Source organism: Dehalococcoidia bacterium (assembly GCA_003597995.1).
Classification (GTDB): Bacteria; Chloroflexota; Dehalococcoidia; order Dehalococcoidales; family UBA1222; genus SURF-27.
The window spans coordinates 50,556-72,218 of sequence record QZJY01000026.1 but is presented as its reverse complement, the minus strand read 5'-3'; the positions used below and the strand labels follow the sequence as shown (position 1 = coordinate 72,218).

Sequence of the window (21,663 nt, the reverse complement as noted above, 5' to 3'; positions counted from 1 at the left end):
CGCCGCTTGCGGCGAATCCGGTAAATATATCCAGATTCACAAAGATCAACTAAGATTATTGTGATACCCCGACGCTTGCGTCGGGGAGAATGTCATTTTCCGGACTTCAGAAAAAGAGGGAAAGGCGACGAGCGGATTCGAACCGCTGATGGGGGTTTTGCAGACCCCTGCCTTGCCACTTGGCTACGTCGCCAGACACCCGTGGGGTAGCTAATAGCATAATCTGTGCAGGCGTAAAAGTCAACGCCAAAAAGACAAAATACGGCTCATTCTTGCCCGGCATTTGGAGAGCCGGAAAGTTTGCTGTGAGGTCAGTTCCGCGGCTGAGTCGAATCGCAAAAGCTAATGCGGAGATGCTGAAAAGCGAGAGGAAAGGCCGTAGCCTGGTGAGGGATTATGGAGCGGAAGACGAGACTCGAACTCGCGACCTTCTCCTTGGCAAGGAGACGTTCTACCACTGAACTACTTCCGCGTTCTAACTGATTGGTGCCGAGAGAGAGATTTGAACTCTCACGAGATTTAACTCTCACTAGCCCCTCAAGCTAGCGTGTCTGCCATTCCACCATCTCGGCCGCTGGCAGGAGTGGAAGGACTCGAACCCTCGACCGGCGGTTTTGGAGACCGCTGCTCTACCAACTGAGCTACACTCCTAGCTCAATCAATGATAGCACAAATTGTTAAATAAATTAACTGCCTTAATACCGGCAGCAGGAGATATATTACTGGCTTAACCCTCTTTCTGTCAAGCCTGATAATGCGCTTTTTGCTTCCCGAAGGTGAAGGAAAACCAATAGGATATCATCCAGGGTGTGGACAACGACTAAATGGCCCTAAAATAGGTTATGTAATATAAAATCGTCGCGCTTCCACGGGTAGTGATGTTGGCGATATCAAGGGAGTTACCCGGGTATAGAGGGATGACTGGACAACTGCCTAGCCATGTATTGACAGGCTGTCAGGGGGCAAATAGAATGAGAAGCAGAAAGAGGTGACAATTTGTATCAGAAAACGATTTTAGACAACGGTTTACGCATCATCAGCGAGACCATGCCTCAAACTCACTCCGCCTCCATCTGTATATTCGTGGGAGTGGGCTCGCGCTACGAGACCAATGCCCGGGCTGGCATTTCGCATTTCGTGGAGCACGGGCTTTTTCGGGGGACGCAAAAACGGCCTACTTCGCGTGACATCTCCGAAGCCATTGAGGGTGTCGGAGGAGTCCTCAACGGCGGCACCGACCGCGAGAGCACTGTTTACTGGTGCAAGGTGGCACGTCCACACTTTGAGATGGCCCTCGACGTTCTGAGCGACATGCTGCTCAATTCCAGGTTCGAGACTGAAGATATTGAAAAAGAGCGCCAGGTCATCATCGAAGAAATCAATATGAGCTATGACTCCCCGTCTTCCAAGGTGGGGCTTATTATAGAAAAACTGCTGTGGCCCGCAGACCCGCTGGGGCGCGACATCGCCGGAACAAAGAAATCCGTGTCGTGCATCCGGCGGACGGACCTGCTGGAATATATCCGGAAGCAGTACATACCCGCCAAGACCGTCGTGTCCATCGCAGGAAACGTGGAACATAAAGAGGCGGTGGCGGCGGTTAAAAAATGCCTCGGCGGCTGGACAGGGGCTGGACAACGTCCGGGGCACAGGGGTTTCCGCGAACACCAAGCGTCAAGAGTCGGAATAGAAACCCGTGACATCGAACAGACTCACATGTGCCTCGCCTTGCCGGGCTTGTCGCTGTTCGACCCGCAGCGCTTTACCCTGGACATGATGAACGTCATCCTGGGCGAAGGCATGAGCAGCCGCCTTTTTTGCGAGGTGAGAGATAAGCTCGGGCTGGCTTACAGCGTGCAGAGTTATGTCGACCACCTTAAGGACACGGGTTCGTTGATAGTATATGCCGGCGTTGACACCTCCAAAGCGAGGCTGGCGCTGGCGGCCATCATCAAAGAACTCATGCGCTTCAAGGAAGAGACTATTTCTCCGCCCGAACTCAGCAAAGCTAAGGAAATGTCCAAGGGGCAACTCGCTCTGCGGCTGGAAGACAGCCGGCACGTGGCGGGCTGGCTTGGCGGGCAGGAGACTTTGACTGGACGTATTCTTACGCTCGATGATGTCAACGAGATAGTCGATAGCGTTAAGGCAGAGGATATTAAGCATCTGGCACACAACCTCATCAACAGGTCGAAGATGCGGTTGGCAGTGGTGGGTCCGTTACAAAAACCCGAACAGCTAAGTAAGTTGATTGAGGCTGATTAAATTAATAATGTTATGTCATGTAACTGGGACCATTGTATCTTAGTCATAAAATAGGTTTGAATATAACTCAAGCGAGTTGGCCTCTCAAAAGATAAAAGAGACCCTCGACATTTGTCGAGGGTCTCTTGAGTTTTGTCCAGAGGTATTGTCGGGAGCTTTGCTCTAGTACATGTCTCCCATACCGCCGCCCATTCCACCCATGCCGCCGCCCGCGGGCGCCCCCTTCTCTTTTTCAGGGATATCGGCGATGAGGGATTCGGTCACCAGGACCATGCTGGCGATGCTGGCGGCGTTGACCAGCGCGCTGCGCACGACCTTGGTGGGGTCAATGATACCCATTTCCACCATGTTGCCGAACTTGTCGGTCTCGGCATTGTAGCCGGCGCCTTTGACACCCTTCTTGACAGTGTCAACGATGACGGCGCCGTCTCGGCCGGCATTGATGGCAATCCAGCGAATAGGCTCTTCAACGGCCTTGCGGATTATGTTAACTCCGGTGAGCTCATCTCCTGAAACAGTCAGCTTGTCCAGGGCCGGCAGAGCATTGAGAAGACCGATGCCGCCGCCTGGCAGGATGCCCTCTTCGACGGCAGCGCGGGTCGCGGATAAAGCGTCCTCTACGCGGTGCTTCTTCTCTTTCATCTCGGTTTCGGTGGCGGCGCCCACCTTGATGACAGCCACACCGCCGGCCATGCGCGCCATGCGCTCCTGCAGCTTCTCGCGGTCGAAGTCCGACTCGGTCTCTTCGATTTGGGATTTGAGCTGCTTGATGCGGTCTTTGATTTCCTTGGCGGCGCCTTTGCCTTCGATGATAGTGGTCTTGTCCTTATCTACCTCTACGCGGCGGGCGCGGCCCAGGTCTTCTGCGGTGATGGAATCGAGCTTGCGGCCGACATCCTCGGAGATGACTTTGCCGCCGGTGAGGATGGCGATGTCTTCCAGCATAGCCTTGCGGCGGTCGCCGAAACCGGGGGCCTTGACAGCTATGACATTGAGTGTCCCGCGCAGCTTGTTGACTACCAGCGTGGCCAGCGCCTCGCCGTCAACGTCGTCGGCGATGATGAGCAGGTTCTTGGTAGCCTGCAGTATGCGCTCCAGCGACGGCAGAATTTCCTGTATGGATGAAATCTTCTTGTCGGTAATGAGTATCATGGGGTCTTCGAGGTTGGCTTCCATGCGGGCGGTGTCGGTCACGAAATAGGCAGACACGTAGCCCCGGTCGAACTGCATCCCCTCTACATACTCGGTCTCGAATTTGGTCCCCTTGGACTCTTCGATAGTGATGACGCCGTCCTTGCCCACCTTTTCCATGACGGAGGCGATGAGATTGCCGATTTCGTTGTCCTTGGCGGTGATGGTGGCTACCTGGACGATCTGTTCCTTCCCCTTGACAGGGGTGGACGCGCGCTTGAGTTCGTCAACTACGGCAGCAGTGGCTTTCTCGATGCCGTGTTTGAGAGCTAGGGGCTCAGCGCCGGCGGCGATGTTCTTGAAGCCCTCGCTGATGATGGCCCAGGCCAGAATGGTGGATGTGGTGGTGCCGTCACCGGCGGCGTCATTGGTCTTGGAAGAGGCTTCTTTGACCAATTGCACGCCCATGTTCTCGAAGGCATCGGGCAGTTCTATTTCCTTGGCGATAGTCACGCCGTCGTCAATGATGGTGGGAGCCCCCCACTTCTTGTCCAGGGCTACCGGATGTCCCTTGGGGCCGAGGGTCACACGGACCGCGGCCGCCAGTACGTCCACGCCCTTTTTAAGGGCGCGCCTTGCTTCTTCACCGAAAATTATCTGTTTTGCCATGCTTATTCTCCTTTACTTGGCTTTCTTGGCCAGAATATCGCTTTCACGCAGGATGATCAGGTCCTCGCCATCGAGTTTAATCTCGGTGCCTCCGTATTTGGCGTAGAGGACGATGTCCCCGACCTTGATTTCCATGGGGATGTGCTCGCCCTTGTCAGAGCGTTTGCCCATCCCTACTGCCAGCACCTCGCCCTCCTGGGGTTTTTCCTTGACGGTGTCCGGGAGGACGATACCACCTCTGGACACTTCCTCTCTGGCCATGGGCTTGACCAGGACCCGTTCGCCCAACGGTTGAATTTTAGATACCATGCTTGAACCTCCTTATTTTTTCTGTCTTCTTTGTGGTCTATAAAAATGTTAGCAATCTCGGGGGGAGACTGCTAACTCTATAATAACCGAATTTGGCTGAAGCCGCAACTGATATGGAGGAAGGTTAAACAAGGTTAGAAACAAATAGGGGAAATGAGACATGTAAAACCTTGATTATCTCTTGCAATCTCACAATTGCTAACTCAGAATAGCCTGAGGCCAGGTATTACGTCCATATCCAAGCCGTCTGATTTCCCGGTTTGGAGCCTGAAGTAGCCGCAGGCGGCCACCATGGCGGCGTTATCGGTGCAAAGTACAGGTTCCGGAATCAATACAGGCATGGGTGATTCCTGGCTGAGGCGCTGGCGCAGCAGGCGGTTGGAGGCCACGCCGCCTGACATAAGGATTTGTTTGACACCGTGCTCTTTCGCGGCTGCGATGGTCTTGACCGCCAGGATGGACACAACGGCTTCCTGAAAACTGGCGGCAGCGTCGTTCGCGTTGCTGATTTTATCATCCTCCACCATGCGGTAGAGGGCTGTTTTGATGCCGCTGAAGCTAAAATCATGCGTGCCCGCAAGCCAGGCATGTGGAAGGTCTAGACAGGGCTTGCCATTCTGTGAGGCTCTGTCTATAGCCGGACCGCCGGGATAACCCAGCCCCAGTATGCGCGCCGCCTTGTCGAAAGCCTCGCCGGCGGCGTCATCCCGGGTTTTCCCCAGCAGGGTATAGTCGCCGTGGCCGCGCATCAGCACGAGGTCGGTATGCCCGCCGGAGACTATTAGACATAACAATGGGAATTCAGGCCGGGTAGTTCCCAGCCAGTTGGCATAAATGTGCGCTTCGAGGTGGTTGATTCCCATGAGCCTGATGCCTTGCGCAAATGCGACAGCCTTGGCGGCGCTCACACCGACGAGCAATGACCCCGCCAGCCCCGGCCCGTGCGTCACGGCGATGGCGTCAATGTCTTGCCAGGTTGTCAATGCCTTGTCCATAGCCTGGCGAATGATGGGGACGATAGCCAGCAGGTGCTGTCGCGAGGCCACCTCGGGCACCACACCTCCATATCGTGCGTGGATATCCACCTGTGAAGCTATCTCGTTGGACAATATGCGGACGCCGTCCTCGACGACTGCCGCCGCCGTTTCATCGCAGGAGCTTTCGACCCCCAGTATCTTCACAATGTGGCATTATAACACACGGGCCATTCAAAGAGTCGTTGAGCGCCTCACCGACGCTGTTTGACTCCGCTATGCTGTAATGTTAGCATAGCCGGGCACCGGACAGGGGGATGGACATGTCGCGCTCAAGCAGAATCGTGGCCCTAATAATCGCGATTGCCTTTGTAGCAGTCGGCATGATTTTTATGATTCAAAGGATCGGCGCCATAATCGGCTGGGATAAAGCCTCGAGCGGCTGGCCGGTCATAGTACTTCTGGTCGGGCTGATTCTGTTAGTCGCTTTTCTCGTCTACATATCGATACGAAACAAGCTGAATCGTTGACATAACAATATTTACCACAAGGCCTTATTCCTCGTTGTTTGCCCGCATTATCACGACTCTTCAGCCACGTCTATGATTGAAATGATGTTGTTGCTTTTGACACTCCGCCTAGCCGATGTTATCATGGGAAACTGGGTGATTGGTGCCCATACATAGTGAGGTGATTTTATGCCCGCCGTGTTTTATCTCTATTTAGCGCTTCTCTTTTTTTGTGTTGTTCTATACGCTTTTTTCAATAGCGCCGAGACTGCTTATGTCTCTCTGGAAAGATACCGCCTGCAGAGCATGGTAGATAGCAAGGTAAAGGGAGCCAGCCGTGTCGCCAAACTGCTGGAGAAACCGGAGCGCCTGCTTTCCACTATCCTTACCGGCCAAAACCTTATGGCCACTGCCGCTACCGCGCTTGGTACGCTTATGGCCATCTCGATTTGGGGTGACGAGCAGGGGGCTCTATTCGCTACTCTCATCATGACATTTATCCTGCTCATTTTTGGAGAGGCAACTCCCAAAACTTTTGCCGTGCGTAACCGCGAACGCCTTTCCATCCTTTTTGTAGGCCCGACACAATTTTTGACTTGGCTATTCAGACCGCTCGTGGTCGTGTTGAGTTGGATTTCCAACGCTTTCAGCAGGCTGGTCGGCGGACAAACCGAGCGCACCACCCTGGTCAGGCCAGAAGACATCGAAAGCATGATAAACGTGGGGCACAAAGAGGGCACGGTTGAAAAGAACGAAGCCGAGATGCTGCACAACGTTTTCGATTTCGGAGACCGGCCCGTGCGCGAGGTACTGGTGCCGCGTCCGGAAGTGGTCAGCGTGCCCAGGGGAACCAGCCTTTCCGATTTTTTTGCAACCTACTCCGAGTCTCCCAAATCGCGCTACCCGGTTTACGAAGAAAGCATGGACAATGTCATAGGTACCCTGTCCACTAAAGATGTGCTCATGGCTATCGCCCGGGATGGCATTACCAAGGAGAGCCATATAGATGATCTGGTGCGGCCGGCTTACTTCGCGCCGGAGACCAAGCGCATCAGCGACCTTTTTCAAGACATGCGCGATAAAAACTATCACATGGGCATCATCGTCGATGAATACGGCGGCACGGCAGGCATCGTCAGCCTGAGCCGCCTCATGGAGGAGATTTTTGGTCCCGTAGGTGATGAATTGGGGGCTGCGGAGAAGGAATTTGAGTTGATAAACGAGCATACCTTCCAGGTGGACGGAGGCATGCGCATCGAAGAAGCCAATACCGAGATCGGCCTCAGCCTGCCTGAAGGGGAATACGAGACGGTGGCGGGTTTCATCCTGCACCTCATGGGACGCATCCCCAAACAGGGACAGCAGCTCAAATATCGCGACCTGAAAATCGTAATCACCAAGATGAAGGGCCACAAGATCGAAGAGGTCCTCATCACCAGGGAGAAGGCGCAGAAGGATGAACCGTCTAAGAGTCCGCTTTAAGCGCGGCGAAGAGATAAAGTTTATCTCTCACCTAGACCTGATAAGGGTATGGCAGCGCGTCTTTCGCCGGGCGGGAGTGATGCTGGCTTACAGTGAGGGTTTCAACCCACACCCGCGCCTTTCGCTGGCCGCGCCTCTGGCGCTGGGCGTAACCGGTGAGGCGGAGCTTATGGATGTCTATACTGTCCAGCCCTTGTCCAATCATGCCTTCACCGCCATGGTCGGTCCGCAACTTCCTCAAGGCCTGGAAATCGCCCAGGTCTTTCCCATGCCTCTCGAAGCCCCGACGCTGCAGGCTCAGATGAGATTTGCCGAGTATGAAGTCAGAGTGGCCGCACCTGACATCGACAGGCTGAAGTGCGCGATTGACAGCCTGATGGCGAGCGAGAGCCTTCCCTGGCAGCACCAGCGTGATACAGGCGTTAAGTCGTACGACCTGCGCAAGCTGATTGAGAGCGTATGGCTCGTGTCCCATGAGAATGATTTTGCCACCCTGGGTATGAAACTGCGCTGCGACAGCTCTGGGGCGGGACGGCCGGAGCAGGTGTCCAAAGCCCTGGGCCTGGACACCCCGCTCTCCATTCACCGCACGAAACTCATCCTGCAGGCAGGTTAACTTTTGGATAATGTTGCGTCCTCTGAACCCGTTCTTGATGCCGCAAGACAAGCCCAGGCACGCCGTTACGCCAGGACGAAGCGCTATCTGTCACTGGTAGACTACCTGCTGGGCGGCTTTTTGCTGGTGGCGCTGCTGGCGAGCGGGCTCTCGAGCCGCCTGATTGATTTTCTAGCCCTGTCTAGCGTGGCGGGAGCACTGATTTACTTCCTTGTCCTGACAGCAGCCTATGCTTTGATTACAGCGCCTCTGGACTATTATTCAGGTCTGGTGCTGCCCCGCCGCTATGGTCTTTCACGTCAAACGCTCGTAAACTGGCTGGGAGACCACCTTAAAACGGCCGGCCTGGGGCTGTTTTTAGGTTCGGGCTTGGTATCGATGGCATACTGGCTGCTCTCCTTCACGCCGGAGTGGTGGTGGCTGTGGGGCTGGGTAGCAGTCATGCTTATCAGCCTGGTGCTGAGCGTCCTTGCCCCGGTTATTATTCTCCCCATGTTTTTCAAAACAAAACCGCTGGCAGATGGTGAAATCAAGGCACGTTTAGAAAAACTGGCTCAGGCGGCCCGGGTCAAGGTCAGGGGCATTTACACCGTCGAGTTCAGCGCCAAGAATACCACCGCCAACGCGGCGCTCATGGGAGCGGGAGCCACCCGGCGCATACTGCTGAGCGATACCTTGCTGGATAAATACACGCCGCCTGAAATAACGGTTATCATGGCCCACGAAATGGGGCACCAGCGCCACCGCGACATGCTGAGGTTGTTTATTTTTCAGGGACTGGTCATGCTGGCGTCATTTTTTGGGGCGGCTCTCGTCTTCAAGGCTTTAACGGAGAGTCTTGGGTTCAAGGACGTCTCGGACGCCGCAGCCCTGCCGCTTCTCATTCTCGTGTTCGGGCTGATGGGGCTGGTCATGACACCCTTGACAGCTTTTTTCACGCGCAGGGTCGAGTCTCAGGCCGACTTTTTCGCTATTACGCTCACCGGCGACTCGGACTCCTTTATTAGCGCCATGGCCAAACTGACCGACCAGAACCTGGCGGAAGGAACGCCTCCGCGCTGGGTAGAGGTTTTACTGGACGACCATCCGAGCTACCGCCAGCGCGTGGCAATGGCCCAAAGGTTCAAAGCAACCCAATTGTCCGCTAACTCCTCCTGAGCATCCGTATTTATCCCTGCTATAATAGGGGCTGCCATGTCCGATGATATTAGGCTTGGAATAATCCGTTTTTTTCAGAATCATAATCTGACCGGCTCGAAACTGGTGGTAGCCGTTTCGGGCGGCCCGGATTCTGTGTGCCTTTTACACCTGCTGTCTACCCTCAAAGACGAACTCGGTCTGACACTGCATATCGCCCACCTCGACCACCATTTGCGTGGTGAAGAATCTCGGGCGGACGCTGAATATGTCCGGGGACTGGCTGGCAGTCTGCATATTCCTGTCACCATTGGACAGGGTGATGTCAAAGCTTTTCAAAAAGTCAATAAAATGACGCTGGAAGAGGCGGCACGCGAGGTGCGTTACTTATTTCTCGCCGACGTTTGCGAGAAGATTGGCACTCACTATATCGTCACCGGGCACACGCAGAACGACAATGTCGAGACCATCCTGCTGCACATCGTGAGGGGCAGCGGCACGCGCGGTCTCGTCGGTCTCAGACCTTTGACACCCAAGACAATCGGTGACAGGGGACTTGTCATCGTCCGTCCGATGCTTGACATAACAAGAGAAGAAACGATTGACTATTGTCAGCAGATGAGACTTGAACCGAGGACCGATTCCTCCAACTTCGAGCTTTCGCCCCTGCGCAACAAAATCCGCTTAAAACTTCTGCCGTTGCTCACGGATTACAACTCGAATATCTCTGAGGCTTTATTACGCCTGTCATCTTCCGCTGCAGATGAACTGGAGTATCTCGATGGTCAAGTCGCAGAACTTTGGAACAAAGTGGTTACGAGAGATGGCGAGGTTATTACCCTTGACAGAGAGGGGCTGCAAAATGTCCACCCGGCCCTCAAGCGACACCTGCTGAGGACCTGTCTCGAACAGTTGCCGGGCGGTCTCAAAGACATCGAATCGCGCCACATCGAAGATATGCTGTCACTCATGGACAAACCTTCTGGCCGCCGCATCGATTTGCCTTACGGACTGGTTTTCATGGCGGGGTATGACACTCTCTGGTTGGGAAAAGAGAGTGAACTGCCATGTCCTTATCCTTGGCTTGATGGGGAATATCCGTTGACTATCCCGGGAGTTACGGAACTGCCTGGCTGGCATGTCGAAGCAAAGGTTGTCCATGCCCTTGACAGGGAGGACAACAGCCTGGTGGCCTATATGGATTTCGATAAGGTCGGGCAAAAACTCAACGTACGGACATGGAAAAGAGGCGACCGTTTTCACCCCCTGGGGCTGGGTGCGGAGAAAAAACTGGGAAAGTTCATGATGGATGCCAGAATTCCAAAACACTGGCGGCGCAATATTCCGGTGGTCGTGTCATCTTCGGGTATTGTCTGGCTGGCGGGTTATCGCCTGGACGAGCGAGTAAAAGTAACTTCACAAACAAGGCGGGTGTTGAGGTTAGAGTTCAAACGTGGCTAGCCCTATTCCGCTATCCAAATCGAGCCGTTGCGGCACTGAGGGTTGCGGCATTTAAGTTTGCGTTCTCCCTTGCACACGGGACAGGTCTCGTTGTTGCCCCATAGGGGAGTCGCCGAGTTCACTCTTTTAGGCTGTCCTGACATACGCCCGGTACCCTTGCAATTGTCACAGGGCATGGACATTGTGCCGCTGCACATGGGGCATTTATCCCAGTGCCCGTGATGAAAACTCCCCTGCGCTTCCAGTTTGCGGCGCTTGTAATCATCCTCGATTTCGCGGAAGCTCTTTTCCTGCATCGGCATCCCCCCAAGTTTTATTTCGGACTATTGTATAGTTTACCATGGACATGTGACAAGTCCTGTCCAGTCTTACATCATGCGTTTGAGTCTCGGATTGGGCGTTATCCCGGGTAGCCGGCCTCTCTTGGCAATTGGTTTTCCCGCCACTTCGTGCAGGTCGGCGGTGAAATCGATGGGTGCCGCGGCGGTGATGTAGCTGCCGATACCAAAACCGCTCACCAGAGCCTGCTGCTCCACAAAAAGGCGTATCTTGGCAGCGTCGAAACCCCCGCTGACAAAAATCCCCACGTGGTTGAAACCGGCCAGGTCGAGCTTGGCTCTCAGCTCTTTCACCAGTTCAACCGTCACGCCACCTCTCTCCCTGGGCGTGTCCAGCCTTACCGCGCTGAGTTTTTTGCCCAGCGCCTGAGCCACGCGCAGGCTTTCCTCCACCTCGTCCTTGAACGTATCGACAAGCGAGACGCGCGCGATGTCAGGTGCCATGTATTTGTCGAAGGCGATAGTGGCCGCCACCGTATCTCCCATCACCAGTATTAAAGCGTGGGGCATGGTGCCCGAGGGCCGGATGCCGGCGAGTTTAGCCCCCAGGGTAGTGGAACACCCCTGACAACCACCTATGACAGCCGCATAGTCCATGACGGCGGCCACCGACGGGTGGACATGTCGCGCGCCGAAACTGACCACCGGGATTCCATTAGCCGCCTGGACGCACTCGCGCGCCGCGGTAGCCCAGCCGCTGGCCTGCGACAGCATGCCGAGGAGGGCTGTCTCGTACAGGCCGTAGCTCTGGTAGGGGGCGGAAATGCGCAGCACCACCTCCTTGCGGCTGATGTCGGCCCCCTCGCCGAGGGCCCATACCTGGCTTTCACCGGCGGGCAGGACTTTACGCAGCAGGGCTTTCACTTCCTCAATACCGCACAGCACTCCGTCACGGCCGGGGAAGACTTCCATGACAGCCTGCGGGTTGAGCTTTTCATGTCTAAGGATGTCAATGGTACGCTGGAAATATACGTCGGCCGTCTCGCCGGAAAGCACCTCTTTAGACGGTTCGAACTTAGCCATTTATTTTTTCTCCTTCGCGTGAGTCAGCCTGGCTCCCAGGACTTTTTCCATGTGTTGCAGCGCCCACTTGTGCGCTTCTTGGTCGAACGAGGCCACGCAGTCCGCCGGCACCTCGACGACGTAGTCCCGGTTGCGGGCGTCGGCCACCGTGTGCATGACGCAGATATCGGTGCAAACTCCACAGACGATTACTTTCTCAGGCTTGAGTTTTAAGAGCTCTTTTTCAAGCCCGGTGTTGAAAAAAGCGCTGTAACGCTGTTTGGATATCGTCTTGCCGGCGAACCGCTGGAGCTCCGGTATGACTTCCGATTCTGGGCTGCCTTCTATACAGTGGGGCGGGAACATTTTAAATTCGAGGTCGTCCGGCGCATGGCAATCGGCGATGAAGAATATCTTTGAACCCTTCTTGGTTTCCTCGTCCAGAAGTTGCTCGATATTGGCAATAATCTTGCGGGAATCCGCGCCGCAATAAATGGGGTATCCTTCTTCCATGAACCCCCGCAGCATGTCAACCACCAGCACTGCATCAGGCATTTATTTCTCTCCTGTGAAATGACTTCTGAGGGCGCTTGCCAGCTTAAACGGATCACTGGATACCGAATTCGCCGCGAAAAGCTCAAGCGAGCCGATGTCGCATGAGCGGTAGTTAAGGCTTCCCCGGTCCACCAGCCAGGCAATAACAGGGAAGCCTTGCCAGCTTTCTCTTGTCCTGTCCAGGGGTGGGGTGGCGATGGCCAGGTTGAAAGATGTCACCCCCAGGCTGTCGCGGTAGAGCGCCAGGACATCATACACACTTTTCTTGAAGTGTGCGTCCAGTCCGTCAGCCATCAAAACAATCTCGTTGTTCTTCACCGGCGTGAGACAGGCTAATATGCGGACCCCTGTTCTGTCAAAGGCCAGACCGAGGGCTTTGTGCACATTGAAGAGGTCGTCGAAATAATTCGCCCCATATTTACGGCGGTAGGATTGCGCCGCCTTGCGCAGAGCCTCAATGTGGGAATAGGCGTGCCCTCGACTGAGCATCATCTGGGCGTGTCCGTGGTTGATGGAAGCCCCTGAACGCCAAAGGCAGTTCCAACAAAAGAAAAAGTACCTGTTCAAGGGGTGTAGGTAGTGCGCCTTTTGCGCCCAGCGCCAGGCGGTATCGATATAGTCAGCTACCTCCTCTTTACTCCATATGAGCGGATGGGGGTTCTTGAAAATGACCAGCCCGTGCAACTCGTCGCACTTGGCGATGTTGCTGGCCGTTATGCAATACCGTCCTTCAATACGTCCGAAGGTATCTTCCGGCGTGTTCTCCCGCGGGTCAGCGAAACTGTCCGCGCCCATGTCCAGACTGTCAAGGCTGAAGGCAGTTTTCTCGCGGGTGTCGCTGGGCCGTAGCGCCCTGAGGCTGTTAAAGATGGACTCCTCGCCGGTGATACTGTTGGTCACTCGCACTATCCTCTGATTGGCGACAGCCTCTAAGGAACCGAACTGTTTTGAGACCCACTCCCTCATATTTTCGGGAATGCGCATTTCGCCTTTTTGAGCGCACAGGGAATAGAGGCGTTCGAACAAAGTCCTGTCAGCGGATGACAGGTTGTCAAGCCTCTTGTCAAGGCTGCTGATGTCTGATGCGGTTATATCCATAAAAAAAGAAGTCCCCCTCATTATAGCCCGAGGGGGACATTCTATCCAATCGTATAAGTTTTTTAGTGCAAGAAGTGTCTTATGCCGGTGAAGACCATGGCGATGTTGTGGTCGTCCGCCGCCTTAATGGAATCCTCATCGCGCAGTGAGCCGCCCGGCTGGATGATGGCGGTGATGCCGCCCTCCGCCGCCTGTTCCACGCTGTCGGAGAAGGGGAACATGGCGTCCGAGGCCATCACGCTGCCTTTAGCTTTTTCGCCGGCCTTGGCCTTGGCAAGGAAAACGCTTACCACGCGGTTGGGCTGTCCGGCGCCCATGCCCAGCAAGGTCTTATCCTTCGCCAGGACAATGGCGTTGCTCTTGATATGCTTCACGGCACGCCAGGCAAACTTGAGGTCTTCCAGCTCTGCCGGAGTCGGCGCGCGCTTGGTAACCGTCTGCAGCTTAAGGCCATCCTCGTTGATGGTATCGGCGTCCTGCACCAGCAGCCCGCCCTTGACGCGGCGGTAGTCCAGGTAGTCTCGGGACACGCCGTCGCATTCCGCGGGTTTATCCACCAGCAGGATGCGCAAATTTTTCTTTTTTTTGAGTTCTTCCAGCGCGTCGTCATCGAAACCTGGAGCGATGGCGATTTCATAAAAAGTGAGCCCCATCTCCTTTGCCATTTTGAGGTTGATAGGGCGGTTGCAGGCCACGATGCCGCCAAAGGCCGAGACGGTATCGCCGCTGAAAGCGCGCCGGTAGGCTTCGTCGATGTCGGGATGGCTCGCCAGTCCGCAGGCGTTGGTATGCTTGATGATGGCTACCGTGGGGTCGGGGAAATCCGAAGCCGCCGACCATGCCGCTTCGGCATCCAGGATGTTATTGAAAGAGAGTTCTTTGCCCCATAACTGCCTGGCCCAGGTGATGCCGCTGTCCTGTTTGGCCACAGTCTGCTCGGCATAAAAGGCGGCTTTCTGGTGCGGGTTCTCGCCGTACCGCAGGTCGTAACGCTTTTTAAGGGCGATGGTCATTTCCTGCGGGAAACCCGGCATGTCCTGCCTCAGGTACTGGGATATGGCGGTGTCGTAGAGCGCCACGTGCTGGAAGGCTTTCTGCGCCAGCCGCTTGCGCTCGGCCGTGTCAAGGCCGCCTTTTTTTAACTTTTCCAGTATCCTGTTGTAATCCGCCGGGTCGACCACCACGATGACGCCGGGGAAATTCTTGGCCGCAGCGCGTATCATGGTCGGCCCGCCGATGTCGATATTTTCGAGGGCTTCCTGCAGCGTCACGCCACCCTTTGACACGGTCTGGACAAATGGATAGAGGTTGACCGCCACCAGGTCAATGGGCGTTATCCCGTTTTTGGCCAGCTCGTCCATGTGTGATTTCAGGTCGCGCCGCGCCAGCAGCCCGCCATGAACCATGGGGTGCAGGGTTTTGACCCGGCCATCCAATATCTCGGGGAATCCGGTGATATCGGATATGCCGTGGATGGGAATGCCTGCTTCAGCGAGCGCCTTTTTAGTGCCGCCCGTGCTGAACAGGTCGAACCCCAGTCCCGCCAGCCCCCTGGCAAAATCGGTGACGCCGCTCTTGTCGGATACGCTGATAATAGCCCGCATTGATTCCTCCTAATCTAAAATCTGGTTTACCTATCCCCACCTCCGGGGAGCGATTTATCCGTCGTTGCGAGGAGGGCAGGCCCGACGAAGCAATCTCTAATGGATAGACTGATGAGCTTCCTAATCCAGTACTACCCTTTGGTTATCTGCCTGCCGAGTTATCTCGCCAATCCTTTTCGCTTCGGACAGCCGCTTAGTAATCTCCTTTGCATCGTCCTCCGAAGCGATAATGACCATGCCTATGCCCATGTTAAAAACGCGGTACATCTCATTGCGGTCGATGCCGCCCTTGTGCTGAATCAGCTTGAAAATAGGCGGCACCGTCCAGGCTGCCGTGTCGAACCTGGCCGTCACTCCCTCTGGCATGATGCGCGGGACGTTGCCGGGGAATCCCCCGCCGGTGATGTGCGCCAGCCCCTTGACTAGGGACAGCATCGGTTTGAGTTCATTAAAGTAACAGCGGTGCGGCACGAGAAGCGCCTGACCGAGGGTTTGTCCGAGCTCGGGGTAAAAAATGTCCAGAGCTTCCTTACTTTCCCCCATCACCTTGCGCGCCAGCGTGTAGCCGTTGGTATGCAGTCCGCTTGATGAGAGGCCGAGGATGACATCTCCCGGGGCAATACTCTGACCGTTGATGATGCGGTTCTTCTCCACCGCTCCGACGATGGTGCCTACCAGGTCGAAGTCCTCGCCGCTATACAGGCCGGGCATCTCGGCCGTTTCACCGCCAATAAGGGCGCAGCCAACCTGTTGACATGCTGTGGACAGGCCTTTGACAATGGCCTTAACTTTTTCGGGCAGCAGCTTGCCCATAGCGATGTAATCTAGGAAGAAAATAGGGGTGGCGCCGCAGGTCAGGATGTCGTTGACCGAGTGATTGACAATGTCCATCCCCACGCTGTCATAACTGTCAAAAGAGACTGCCAGTTTAAGCTTGGTGCCCACTCCATCCATGCTGGAGACCAGCACCGGATTTTTGAAGCCCTTTAGCTCAAACAGGCCGCCGAAAAGACCCGGCCCGGCCAGCACTCCGGGGGTGAAACTGGCGCGCGCCAGCCTGCCTATTTCTTTTTTGACGGCGTCTGCGGCATTGATATTAACGCCTGCCGCGGCGTACTTGTCTTCTATATGTCCGCCTCCATCTATTATTTTCTGCCTACAGCCGCCAGCGGGGCGACTGCCAGCCAGAGGGTGATAGTGACGAGCATAGAGTTGACATAACTAAGCGTAGCAGAAAGCCCCAGCCTGTCGGCGATAACGCCCCACAGCAGCATTAAAAACCAGGAACTGAGAAAGAAACCGGGGATGGCGGCCAGAATGCGGAAATAACCACCCATGTTCAGTAACCTCCTTCAGATGGATGAGATAAATCATAACATCTCGCGGAGGTCGGTTTCAATGGAAAATGTGCATAAAAACAGTGTTTTATCGTAAAGAATCTTATGATGGGAAAAATAAAGAAAGATTTTAACGGGGTCGAGGAGTTCGGCGAGCATGTTCTAGGGCGTCAAGACGCTATTCCGGGGGCATTACGGCGGCCTGGCAGTATTCGGATTCAACTGGTTTCGTTTGCAGGTTTTCCAGCGCCAGTTTGTCCATTTCGAGCTGCACCGGCATGGGATAGTTGCCGGTGAAGCAGGCCAGACAGAAGCTGTCTTTGGGCAGACCTACGGCGCTTATCAGTCCTTCCAGGCTAAGATAACCCAGAGAATCGGCGCCGATGTAATCGCGGATTGCGGGAATGCTCTTGCGCGCCGCTATCAGCTCGCGCTGGGTGGCCATGTCCACGCCCATGAAACAGGGGAAGCGTATGGGTGGGGCGCAGACGCGCATGTGCACTTCCCTGGCGCCGGCCTTGCGCAGCAGGCGGATGACCTGCGGCGTGGTGGTGCCGCGCACGATGCTGTCGTCAACGAGCACCACGCGCTTGCCTTCCAGAAGCGACCGCATAGGGTTAAACTTCAGCTTGACGCCCAGGTCGCGGATGCGCTGGTCGGGCTCGATGAAGGTGCGCCCCATATAGCGGTTCTTTACCAGCCCCATGCCCAGGGGTATGCCTGACCCGGCCGAATAGCCTACTGCGGCGGGCGTGGCGGAATCGGGTACGCCGACGACAATGTCGGCCTCAACCGGATACTCTTCTGCCAGCCCGGCGCCCATGGCCCGGCGGGCGTCGTAGAGCAGGCGATCGTTAATGACGCTGTCGGGGCGGGCGAAATAGATATATTCGAAGATGCACATAGCGCGCTTTTCAGAGTCTTCCTTGTAGCTTTTAAGCCCGTTTTCATCGATGGTCACTATCTCTCCCGGCTCCACCTCGCGGACAAAAGTCGCCCCGATGTGGTCCAGCGCGCAGCTTTCCGAAGCCAGCACCCAGCTCCCGTTGCCCAGTTTTCCCAGGCACAACGGGCGCACTCCCAGCGGGTCGCGTACGCCAAAAAGGGTGTCTTTGGTCATAATGGCCAGCGAATAAGCGCCCTGAAGACGGTGCATCGTCTGCCTGACCCTGGCGTGCCATTCCTTTTCAGTAGAAGCCAAGAGAAGATTGGCTATTGTTTCGGAATCGGTGGTGGTGTTGAAGGCGTAGCCTTTTTCGGTGAGTTCTTTGAACAGGGGCTCGGCATTGGTGATGTTGCCGTTGTGAGCGATGGCAATAGTATTATCGCCACTGCCTACTACCAGCGGTTGCGCGTTACAAATACGGCTGGAACCTGTTGTAGAGTAACGGTTGTGGCCGATGGCGATGTGGCCGGTGAGGCGGCTCAAGGATTCCTCGTCGAACACCTGTGAGACGAGCCCCATACGGGCGAATACCTGGATACGCTTGCCGTCCGAGGTGGCTATGCCAGCGCTCTCCTGCCCACGGTGTTGCAGGGCGAACAGCGCAAAATAGGTAAGCCGGGCTATATCTTCGTCAGGAGCGTAAATACCAAAAATGCCGCAAGCTTCGTGCAAATCAACACCCTTTTTGGGACAGATGGGTTATAACCTATTATAGCTCGAATCAACCCCCATAGCAACGTCGTGTGCCTCGTCAGACATGGATGCCCAGTGCGCCGAAAATGCCGCGCAGGCCGAAGTAGCCGGCGTAGGCGATGGCGGAGCATTTGATGAACTTGCCGGCCAGGGCGATTAAGAAATATTTCTTTATCCCGAAACGCACCGCCCCACAGGCTATCGAGGCCGGGAAGAAGAAGGGGTTCATCACGGCGGATAAAATGAACAGCGCCAGCAAGCCGCGGCGTTCCATCAGCTCCGTCAGCCGTGCGTAGAGTTTCTGGAGCCGGCTCACACGCTCGCCGGGAGCCGCTTTGAAAAGAGGCGTGCCGCCGCTGTATCCGGCGGCGTAAATACTCATCGCCCCCGCCGCCTCCCCGATGGAGCAGACCAGCCCCACAAACAGGGGCCCCAGAAAGGCCGGCCCGAACCAGGGCTGAAGTATGCCTCCCAGAGCGAACTGCACCGCAGCCATGGGGATGGGGATAAGCACCGTACCGCCGCCCAGCGCGCTGACTACGAAGCCGCCGAGATAGCCGTAGCCCGTAATCTGGTCCTTGGAATGCCAGTTCAAAACAACCAGGATGGCCAGTCCGAAGGTGATAAGTACGGCGAGTATGCCCACCCAGTACTCCCACTTACGGAACAGGCCCTTAAATCCGGTTAGCAATTGCGCCTTAGTCGCCGTAGTCCCTTACTCCTGAGTCTTGTTCGCCCTGGCTTCAGAATTGCGGCGTGTTTTCTTGACGGGAGTATTTTCAGGCGTGTTAAAACTCAGGCCGTCAGGACCGCTGTCCACTACAATAGTGTCGCCTTCTTTGAAGTCACCCTTTAGCAGCCTGCTGGCCAGCGGGCTTTCCACGTATTGCTCTATGGCTCTGCGCAGAGGCCTGGCGCCGAAAGCCGGGTCGTACCCTACTTTGACCAGCCACGCTTTAGCCGCGTCACTGACACTGACGGTAAGCTTACGGTCCTCCAGCCTTTTTTGCAAGTCTTTGACGAGCAGGCCGACCACTTGCATCAGCTGTTCCTCATTAAGTTCGTGGAAGACGATTATATCGTCGATGCGGTTGATGAACTCGGGCCGGAAGGTCTTGCGCACCTCGGTCATCACTTTTTCCTTCATGCGCTCGTAGGCGCCTTTTCTTAACTGACCTTCGTCTTTCTGAGTGGCGAAACCCAGGGCCGATTCGCGGCGGATGAGGTCCACGCCGGCGTTGGAGGTCATGATGATGATGGTGTTCTTGAAGTCCACGGTATGGCCGTGCCCGTCGGTCATGCGCCCGTCATCGAGCACCTGCAGCAGGCTGTTATATACCTCCGGGTGAGCCTTTTCCATCTCGTCCAGCAGGATGACGCTGTAGGGACGGCGGCGTACAGCCTCGGTAAGCTGCCCTCCCTCGTCGAAACCGACGTAGCCGGGGGGCGAGCCGATAAGGCGCGAAACGGTATGTTTTTCCTGGTACTCAGACATATCCATTCTGATCATGGCGGTCTCGTCACCGAAGAGGAACCAGGCCAGCGAGCGTGCCAGTTCGGTCTTGCCTACGCCGGTGGGGCCGAGGAACATGAAGCTGCCGATGGGGCGCCTGGGGTCCTTGAGCCCGGCTCGCCCGCGCCTGATGGCCTCGGACACCGATTTAACGGCTTCCTCCTGGCCTATCAGCCGCTCGTGGAGGCTGTCCTCCATGTGCAGCAGCTTCTGCGACTCGCCTTCAAGCATGTGGGTCACCGGTATGCCTGTCCATTTAGCCACCAGGCTGGCGATGTCGCTCTCTGTCACCTCGGGCTTTATTTTTTCATGTTCCAGCCATTCGCTGCGCTTCTGGTTGTACTCGGCTTCCAGCTTGAGTTTCTCGGCTTTCAGCTCGGCAGCGTGGTCGTACTCCTGTTTTTGCGAGGCTGCTTCCTCTTCGGTCGTAAGTGTTTTTAATTTGTCGGCCAGCGCTTTTACCCCTGGCGGGGCGCTTTCCGTCTCCAGGCGTATCTTGCTGGCAGCCTCGTCTATCAGGTCGATGGCCTTATCCGGCAGGTGGCGGTCGGCGATATAGCGCTGGCTCAGCTTCACGGCGGCCTCGATGGCCTCGTCGCTTATTTTTATCTTGTGATGCTCTTCGTAACGCGGACGCAGGCCGCGCAGTATCTCGATACTGGACTCGATGGACGGTTCCGTAACGAAGATGGGCTGCAGCCGGCGTTCCAGCGCCTTGTCTTTTTCGATGAATTTGCGGTAATCGTCGAGCGTGGTGGCGCCAATAGCGCGCAACTCGCCGCGGGCCAGCGCCGGTTTAAGCATGTTGCTGGCGTCAATGGAACCCTCGGCAGCGCCTGCCCCGACAACCGTATGAATTTCGTCGATGAAAAGGATGACCTCGCCCTGCGCCTGGCGCACTTCGTCCATGACGGCTTTCAGCCGCTCTTCGAACTCGCCGCGAAATTTGCTGCCGGCCACCAGCGCGCCCATGTCGAGCGCCAGCACCTTCTTGCCGAGGAGGGATTCCGGCACGTCGCCGTCCGCGATGCGCTGCGCCAGCCCCTCGGCGATGGCGGTTTTGCCCACACCGGCTTCGCCTACGATGACGGGGTTGTTCTTGGTGCGCCGCGACAGTATCTGCATGACGCGCCTGATTTCTTCTTCGCGCCCGATGACCGGGTCGAGCTTGCCCTGTGTGGCCAGATCGGTCAGGTCGCGGCTGTATTTGGCCAGCGAGCGGTAGTGGCTCTCGGCGCCGGCGTCGGTCACGCGGTGGCTGCCGCGGATTTTTTGCAGCGCGGCGTAGATTTTTTCCTGGTCGATACCGAAGTTTTTCAGTATGGCAGCGCTCTGGCCGTGAGGCTCGGTGGCGATAGCGATGAAAAGGTGCTCCGTCCCGACGAATTCGTCCTTAAGACGAGAGGCTTCCTGCGCTGCTGCCATGAGGACCTGGTTGATGCGCGGCGTGGCAAAGATCTGCTGGGACTGGTACCCCAGTTTGGGGTAACGGTTGAGTGATGCATCGACCTCGATGCGTATCCCGTCGATATCGGCGCCGAGTTCTTTGACTATATCGCGCACCAGCCCTTTTTCCTGCGTCAGCAAAGCCATCAGCAGGTGTTCGACATCGAGCTGGCTGTGGTGGTACTGCAGCACCAGTTGTTGTGATAAATTTAACGCTTCCTGCGCCTGTTCTGTGTATTTTTCCTGTCTCATAGTTCTTCCTGTCTGTATCTATTCAGTTCGTTTTGCATTACCTCTGCGGCTCTCTGTAAATCAATAATTTGCTGGCTCATTCTCAGGATGACCTCAACGCCTGCCAGGTTAACGCCCAGGTCGTACATTAACGTCATGACACGCCTCAGCTGGACCAGGTCCTCCTCCGAATACAGCCTGAGATTGCCCTGCGACCTGGCCGGCTTGATTATGCCGACCCTTTCATAATAACGCAGCGTGTAAGGCTGGGTTCCCAGCATCTCGGCGGCCACACTGATAACATAACGCGGCTGGCTGGCATCGGCCTCTCTACTTTTCATGAATCA

General features: G+C 55.9%; 20 protein-coding genes and 4 tRNA genes. 6 read left to right on the top strand and 18 right to left on the bottom strand.

Annotated features, from left to right (window positions below; translation table 11 throughout):
- Positions 1 to 122: 122 nt before the first annotated feature.
- The 4 genes from C4542_04270 to C4542_04255 form a co-directional block, all read right to left on the bottom strand.
- Positions 123 to 193, bottom strand: a tRNA-Cys gene (locus C4542_04270).
- Positions 194 to 397: 204 nt separating this feature from the next.
- Positions 398 to 472: transfer RNA gene (locus C4542_04265), tRNA-Gly, on the bottom strand.
- A 12-nt stretch (positions 473 to 484) separates the two neighbouring features.
- Positions 485 to 572 (bottom strand) — tRNA-Leu (locus tag C4542_04260).
- Positions 573 to 575: 3 nt separating this feature from the next.
- Positions 576 to 651: transfer RNA gene (locus C4542_04255), tRNA-Trp, on the bottom strand.
- A 345-nt stretch (positions 652 to 996) separates the two neighbouring features.
- Here C4542_04255 and C4542_04250 point away from each other — a divergent pair.
- The gene (locus C4542_04250; protein RJO62437.1) at positions 997 to 2,265 is read left to right on the top strand and encodes an insulinase family protein; all 1,269 of its coding nucleotides are present in this window, start codon (positions 997 to 999) and stop codon (positions 2,263 to 2,265) included.
- 162 nt (positions 2,266 to 2,427) lie between these two features.
- Here C4542_04250 and groL read toward each other — a convergent pair whose 3' ends face one another.
- The 3 genes from groL to tsaD form a co-directional block, all read right to left on the bottom strand.
- Positions 2,428 to 4,065 carry a chaperonin GroEL gene (groL, locus tag C4542_04245; GenBank protein RJO62436.1) on the bottom strand — a complete coding sequence of 546 codons (1,638 nt, stop codon included), beginning with the start codon at positions 4,063 to 4,065 and terminating at the stop codon, positions 2,428 to 2,430.
- Positions 4,066 to 4,077: 12 nt separating this feature from the next.
- Positions 4,078 to 4,374 (bottom strand): co-chaperone GroES, encoded by a 297-nt coding sequence (locus tag C4542_04240; GenBank protein RJO62435.1) that lies wholly within the window; start codon positions 4,372 to 4,374, stop codon positions 4,078 to 4,080.
- 203 nt (positions 4,375 to 4,577) lie between these two features.
- On the bottom strand, positions 4,578 to 5,555 hold the full coding sequence (gene tsaD / locus C4542_04235; protein ID RJO62434.1) for a tRNA (adenosine(37)-N6)-threonylcarbamoyltransferase complex transferase subunit TsaD: 978 nt from the start codon (positions 5,553 to 5,555) through the stop codon (positions 4,578 to 4,580).
- Between the two features lie 116 nt (positions 5,556 to 5,671).
- On the opposite strand from tsaD, the gene C4542_04230 reads away from it, so the two are divergent.
- The 5 genes from C4542_04230 to tilS all read left to right on the top strand — a co-directional run bounded on the left by C4542_04230 (position 5,672) and on the right by tilS (position 10,553).
- Positions 5,672 to 5,878: a hypothetical protein gene (locus tag C4542_04230; protein RJO62433.1), complete on the top strand. Its 207-nt coding sequence runs from the start codon at positions 5,672 to 5,674 to the stop codon at positions 5,876 to 5,878.
- Between the two features lie 168 nt (positions 5,879 to 6,046).
- Positions 6,047 to 7,339, top strand: a complete 1,293-nt coding sequence (locus C4542_04225) for an HlyC/CorC family transporter (GenBank protein ID RJO62432.1) — start codon at positions 6,047 to 6,049, stop codon at positions 7,337 to 7,339.
- Positions 7,314 to 7,955 (top strand): DUF2344 domain-containing protein, encoded by a 642-nt coding sequence (locus C4542_04220; protein RJO62431.1) that lies wholly within the window; start codon positions 7,314 to 7,316, stop codon positions 7,953 to 7,955. The genes C4542_04225 and C4542_04220 overlap by 26 nt, the downstream gene beginning before the upstream one ends.
- Positions 7,956 to 7,958: 3 nt before the next feature.
- The gene (locus C4542_04215) at positions 7,959 to 9,113 is read left to right on the top strand and encodes a M48 family peptidase (GenBank protein RJO62430.1); all 1,155 of its coding nucleotides are present in this window, start codon (positions 7,959 to 7,961) and stop codon (positions 9,111 to 9,113) included.
- Between the two features lie 36 nt (positions 9,114 to 9,149).
- The gene (gene tilS, locus C4542_04210) at positions 9,150 to 10,553 is read left to right on the top strand and encodes a tRNA lysidine(34) synthetase TilS (GenBank protein ID RJO62429.1); all 1,404 of its coding nucleotides are present in this window, start codon (positions 9,150 to 9,152) and stop codon (positions 10,551 to 10,553) included.
- A gap of 2 nt (positions 10,554 to 10,555) precedes the next feature.
- On the opposite strand, the gene C4542_04205 is transcribed toward tilS, so the two are convergent.
- The 11 genes from C4542_04205 to C4542_04155 all read right to left on the bottom strand — a co-directional run bounded on the left by C4542_04205 (position 10,556) and on the right by C4542_04155 (position 21,657).
- Positions 10,556 to 10,849, bottom strand: coding sequence for a hypothetical protein (locus tag C4542_04205; GenBank protein RJO62428.1), 294 nt, complete (start codon positions 10,847 to 10,849; stop codon positions 10,556 to 10,558).
- A gap of 72 nt (positions 10,850 to 10,921) precedes the next feature.
- Complete coding sequence (locus C4542_04200) at positions 10,922 to 11,914, bottom strand: nicotinate phosphoribosyltransferase (GenBank protein ID RJO62427.1); 993 nt, start codon at positions 11,912 to 11,914, stop codon at positions 10,922 to 10,924.
- Complete coding sequence (locus C4542_04195; protein RJO62426.1) at positions 11,915 to 12,448, bottom strand: cysteine hydrolase; 534 nt, start codon at positions 12,446 to 12,448, stop codon at positions 11,915 to 11,917.
- Entirely contained in the window at positions 12,449 to 13,546 is a 1,098-nt protein-coding gene (locus tag C4542_04190; protein RJO62425.1) for a hypothetical protein, read from the bottom strand.
- Positions 13,547 to 13,608: 62 nt separating this feature from the next.
- Positions 13,609 to 15,150 (bottom strand): bifunctional phosphoribosylaminoimidazolecarboxamide formyltransferase/IMP cyclohydrolase PurH, encoded by a 1,542-nt coding sequence (gene purH, locus C4542_04185; GenBank protein ID RJO62424.1) that lies wholly within the window; start codon positions 15,148 to 15,150, stop codon positions 13,609 to 13,611.
- A 120-nt stretch (positions 15,151 to 15,270) separates the two neighbouring features.
- Complete coding sequence (locus C4542_04180; GenBank protein ID RJO62423.1) at positions 15,271 to 16,278, bottom strand: phosphoribosylformylglycinamidine cyclo-ligase; 1,008 nt, start codon at positions 16,276 to 16,278, stop codon at positions 15,271 to 15,273.
- A 17-nt stretch (positions 16,279 to 16,295) separates the two neighbouring features.
- Positions 16,296 to 16,487, bottom strand: a complete 192-nt coding sequence (locus tag C4542_04175; protein RJO62422.1) for a hypothetical protein — start codon at positions 16,485 to 16,487, stop codon at positions 16,296 to 16,298.
- Between the two features lie 178 nt (positions 16,488 to 16,665).
- Positions 16,666 to 18,105, bottom strand: coding sequence for an amidophosphoribosyltransferase (gene purF / locus C4542_04170; protein ID RJO62421.1), 1,440 nt, complete (start codon positions 18,103 to 18,105; stop codon positions 16,666 to 16,668).
- Positions 18,106 to 18,184: 79 nt separating this feature from the next.
- Positions 18,185 to 18,817, bottom strand: a complete 633-nt coding sequence (locus tag C4542_04165) for a hypothetical protein (GenBank protein ID RJO62420.1) — start codon at positions 18,815 to 18,817, stop codon at positions 18,185 to 18,187.
- Positions 18,818 to 18,841: 24 nt separating this feature from the next.
- On the bottom strand, positions 18,842 to 21,337 hold the full coding sequence (locus C4542_04160) for an AAA family ATPase (GenBank protein ID RJO62419.1): 2,496 nt from the start codon (positions 21,335 to 21,337) through the stop codon (positions 18,842 to 18,844).
- Positions 21,334 to 21,657, bottom strand: coding sequence for a MerR family transcriptional regulator (locus C4542_04155; GenBank protein ID RJO62418.1), 324 nt, complete (start codon positions 21,655 to 21,657; stop codon positions 21,334 to 21,336). Before C4542_04155 ends, C4542_04160 begins: the two co-directional genes overlap by 4 nt.
- Positions 21,658 to 21,663: the final 6 nt, after the last annotated feature.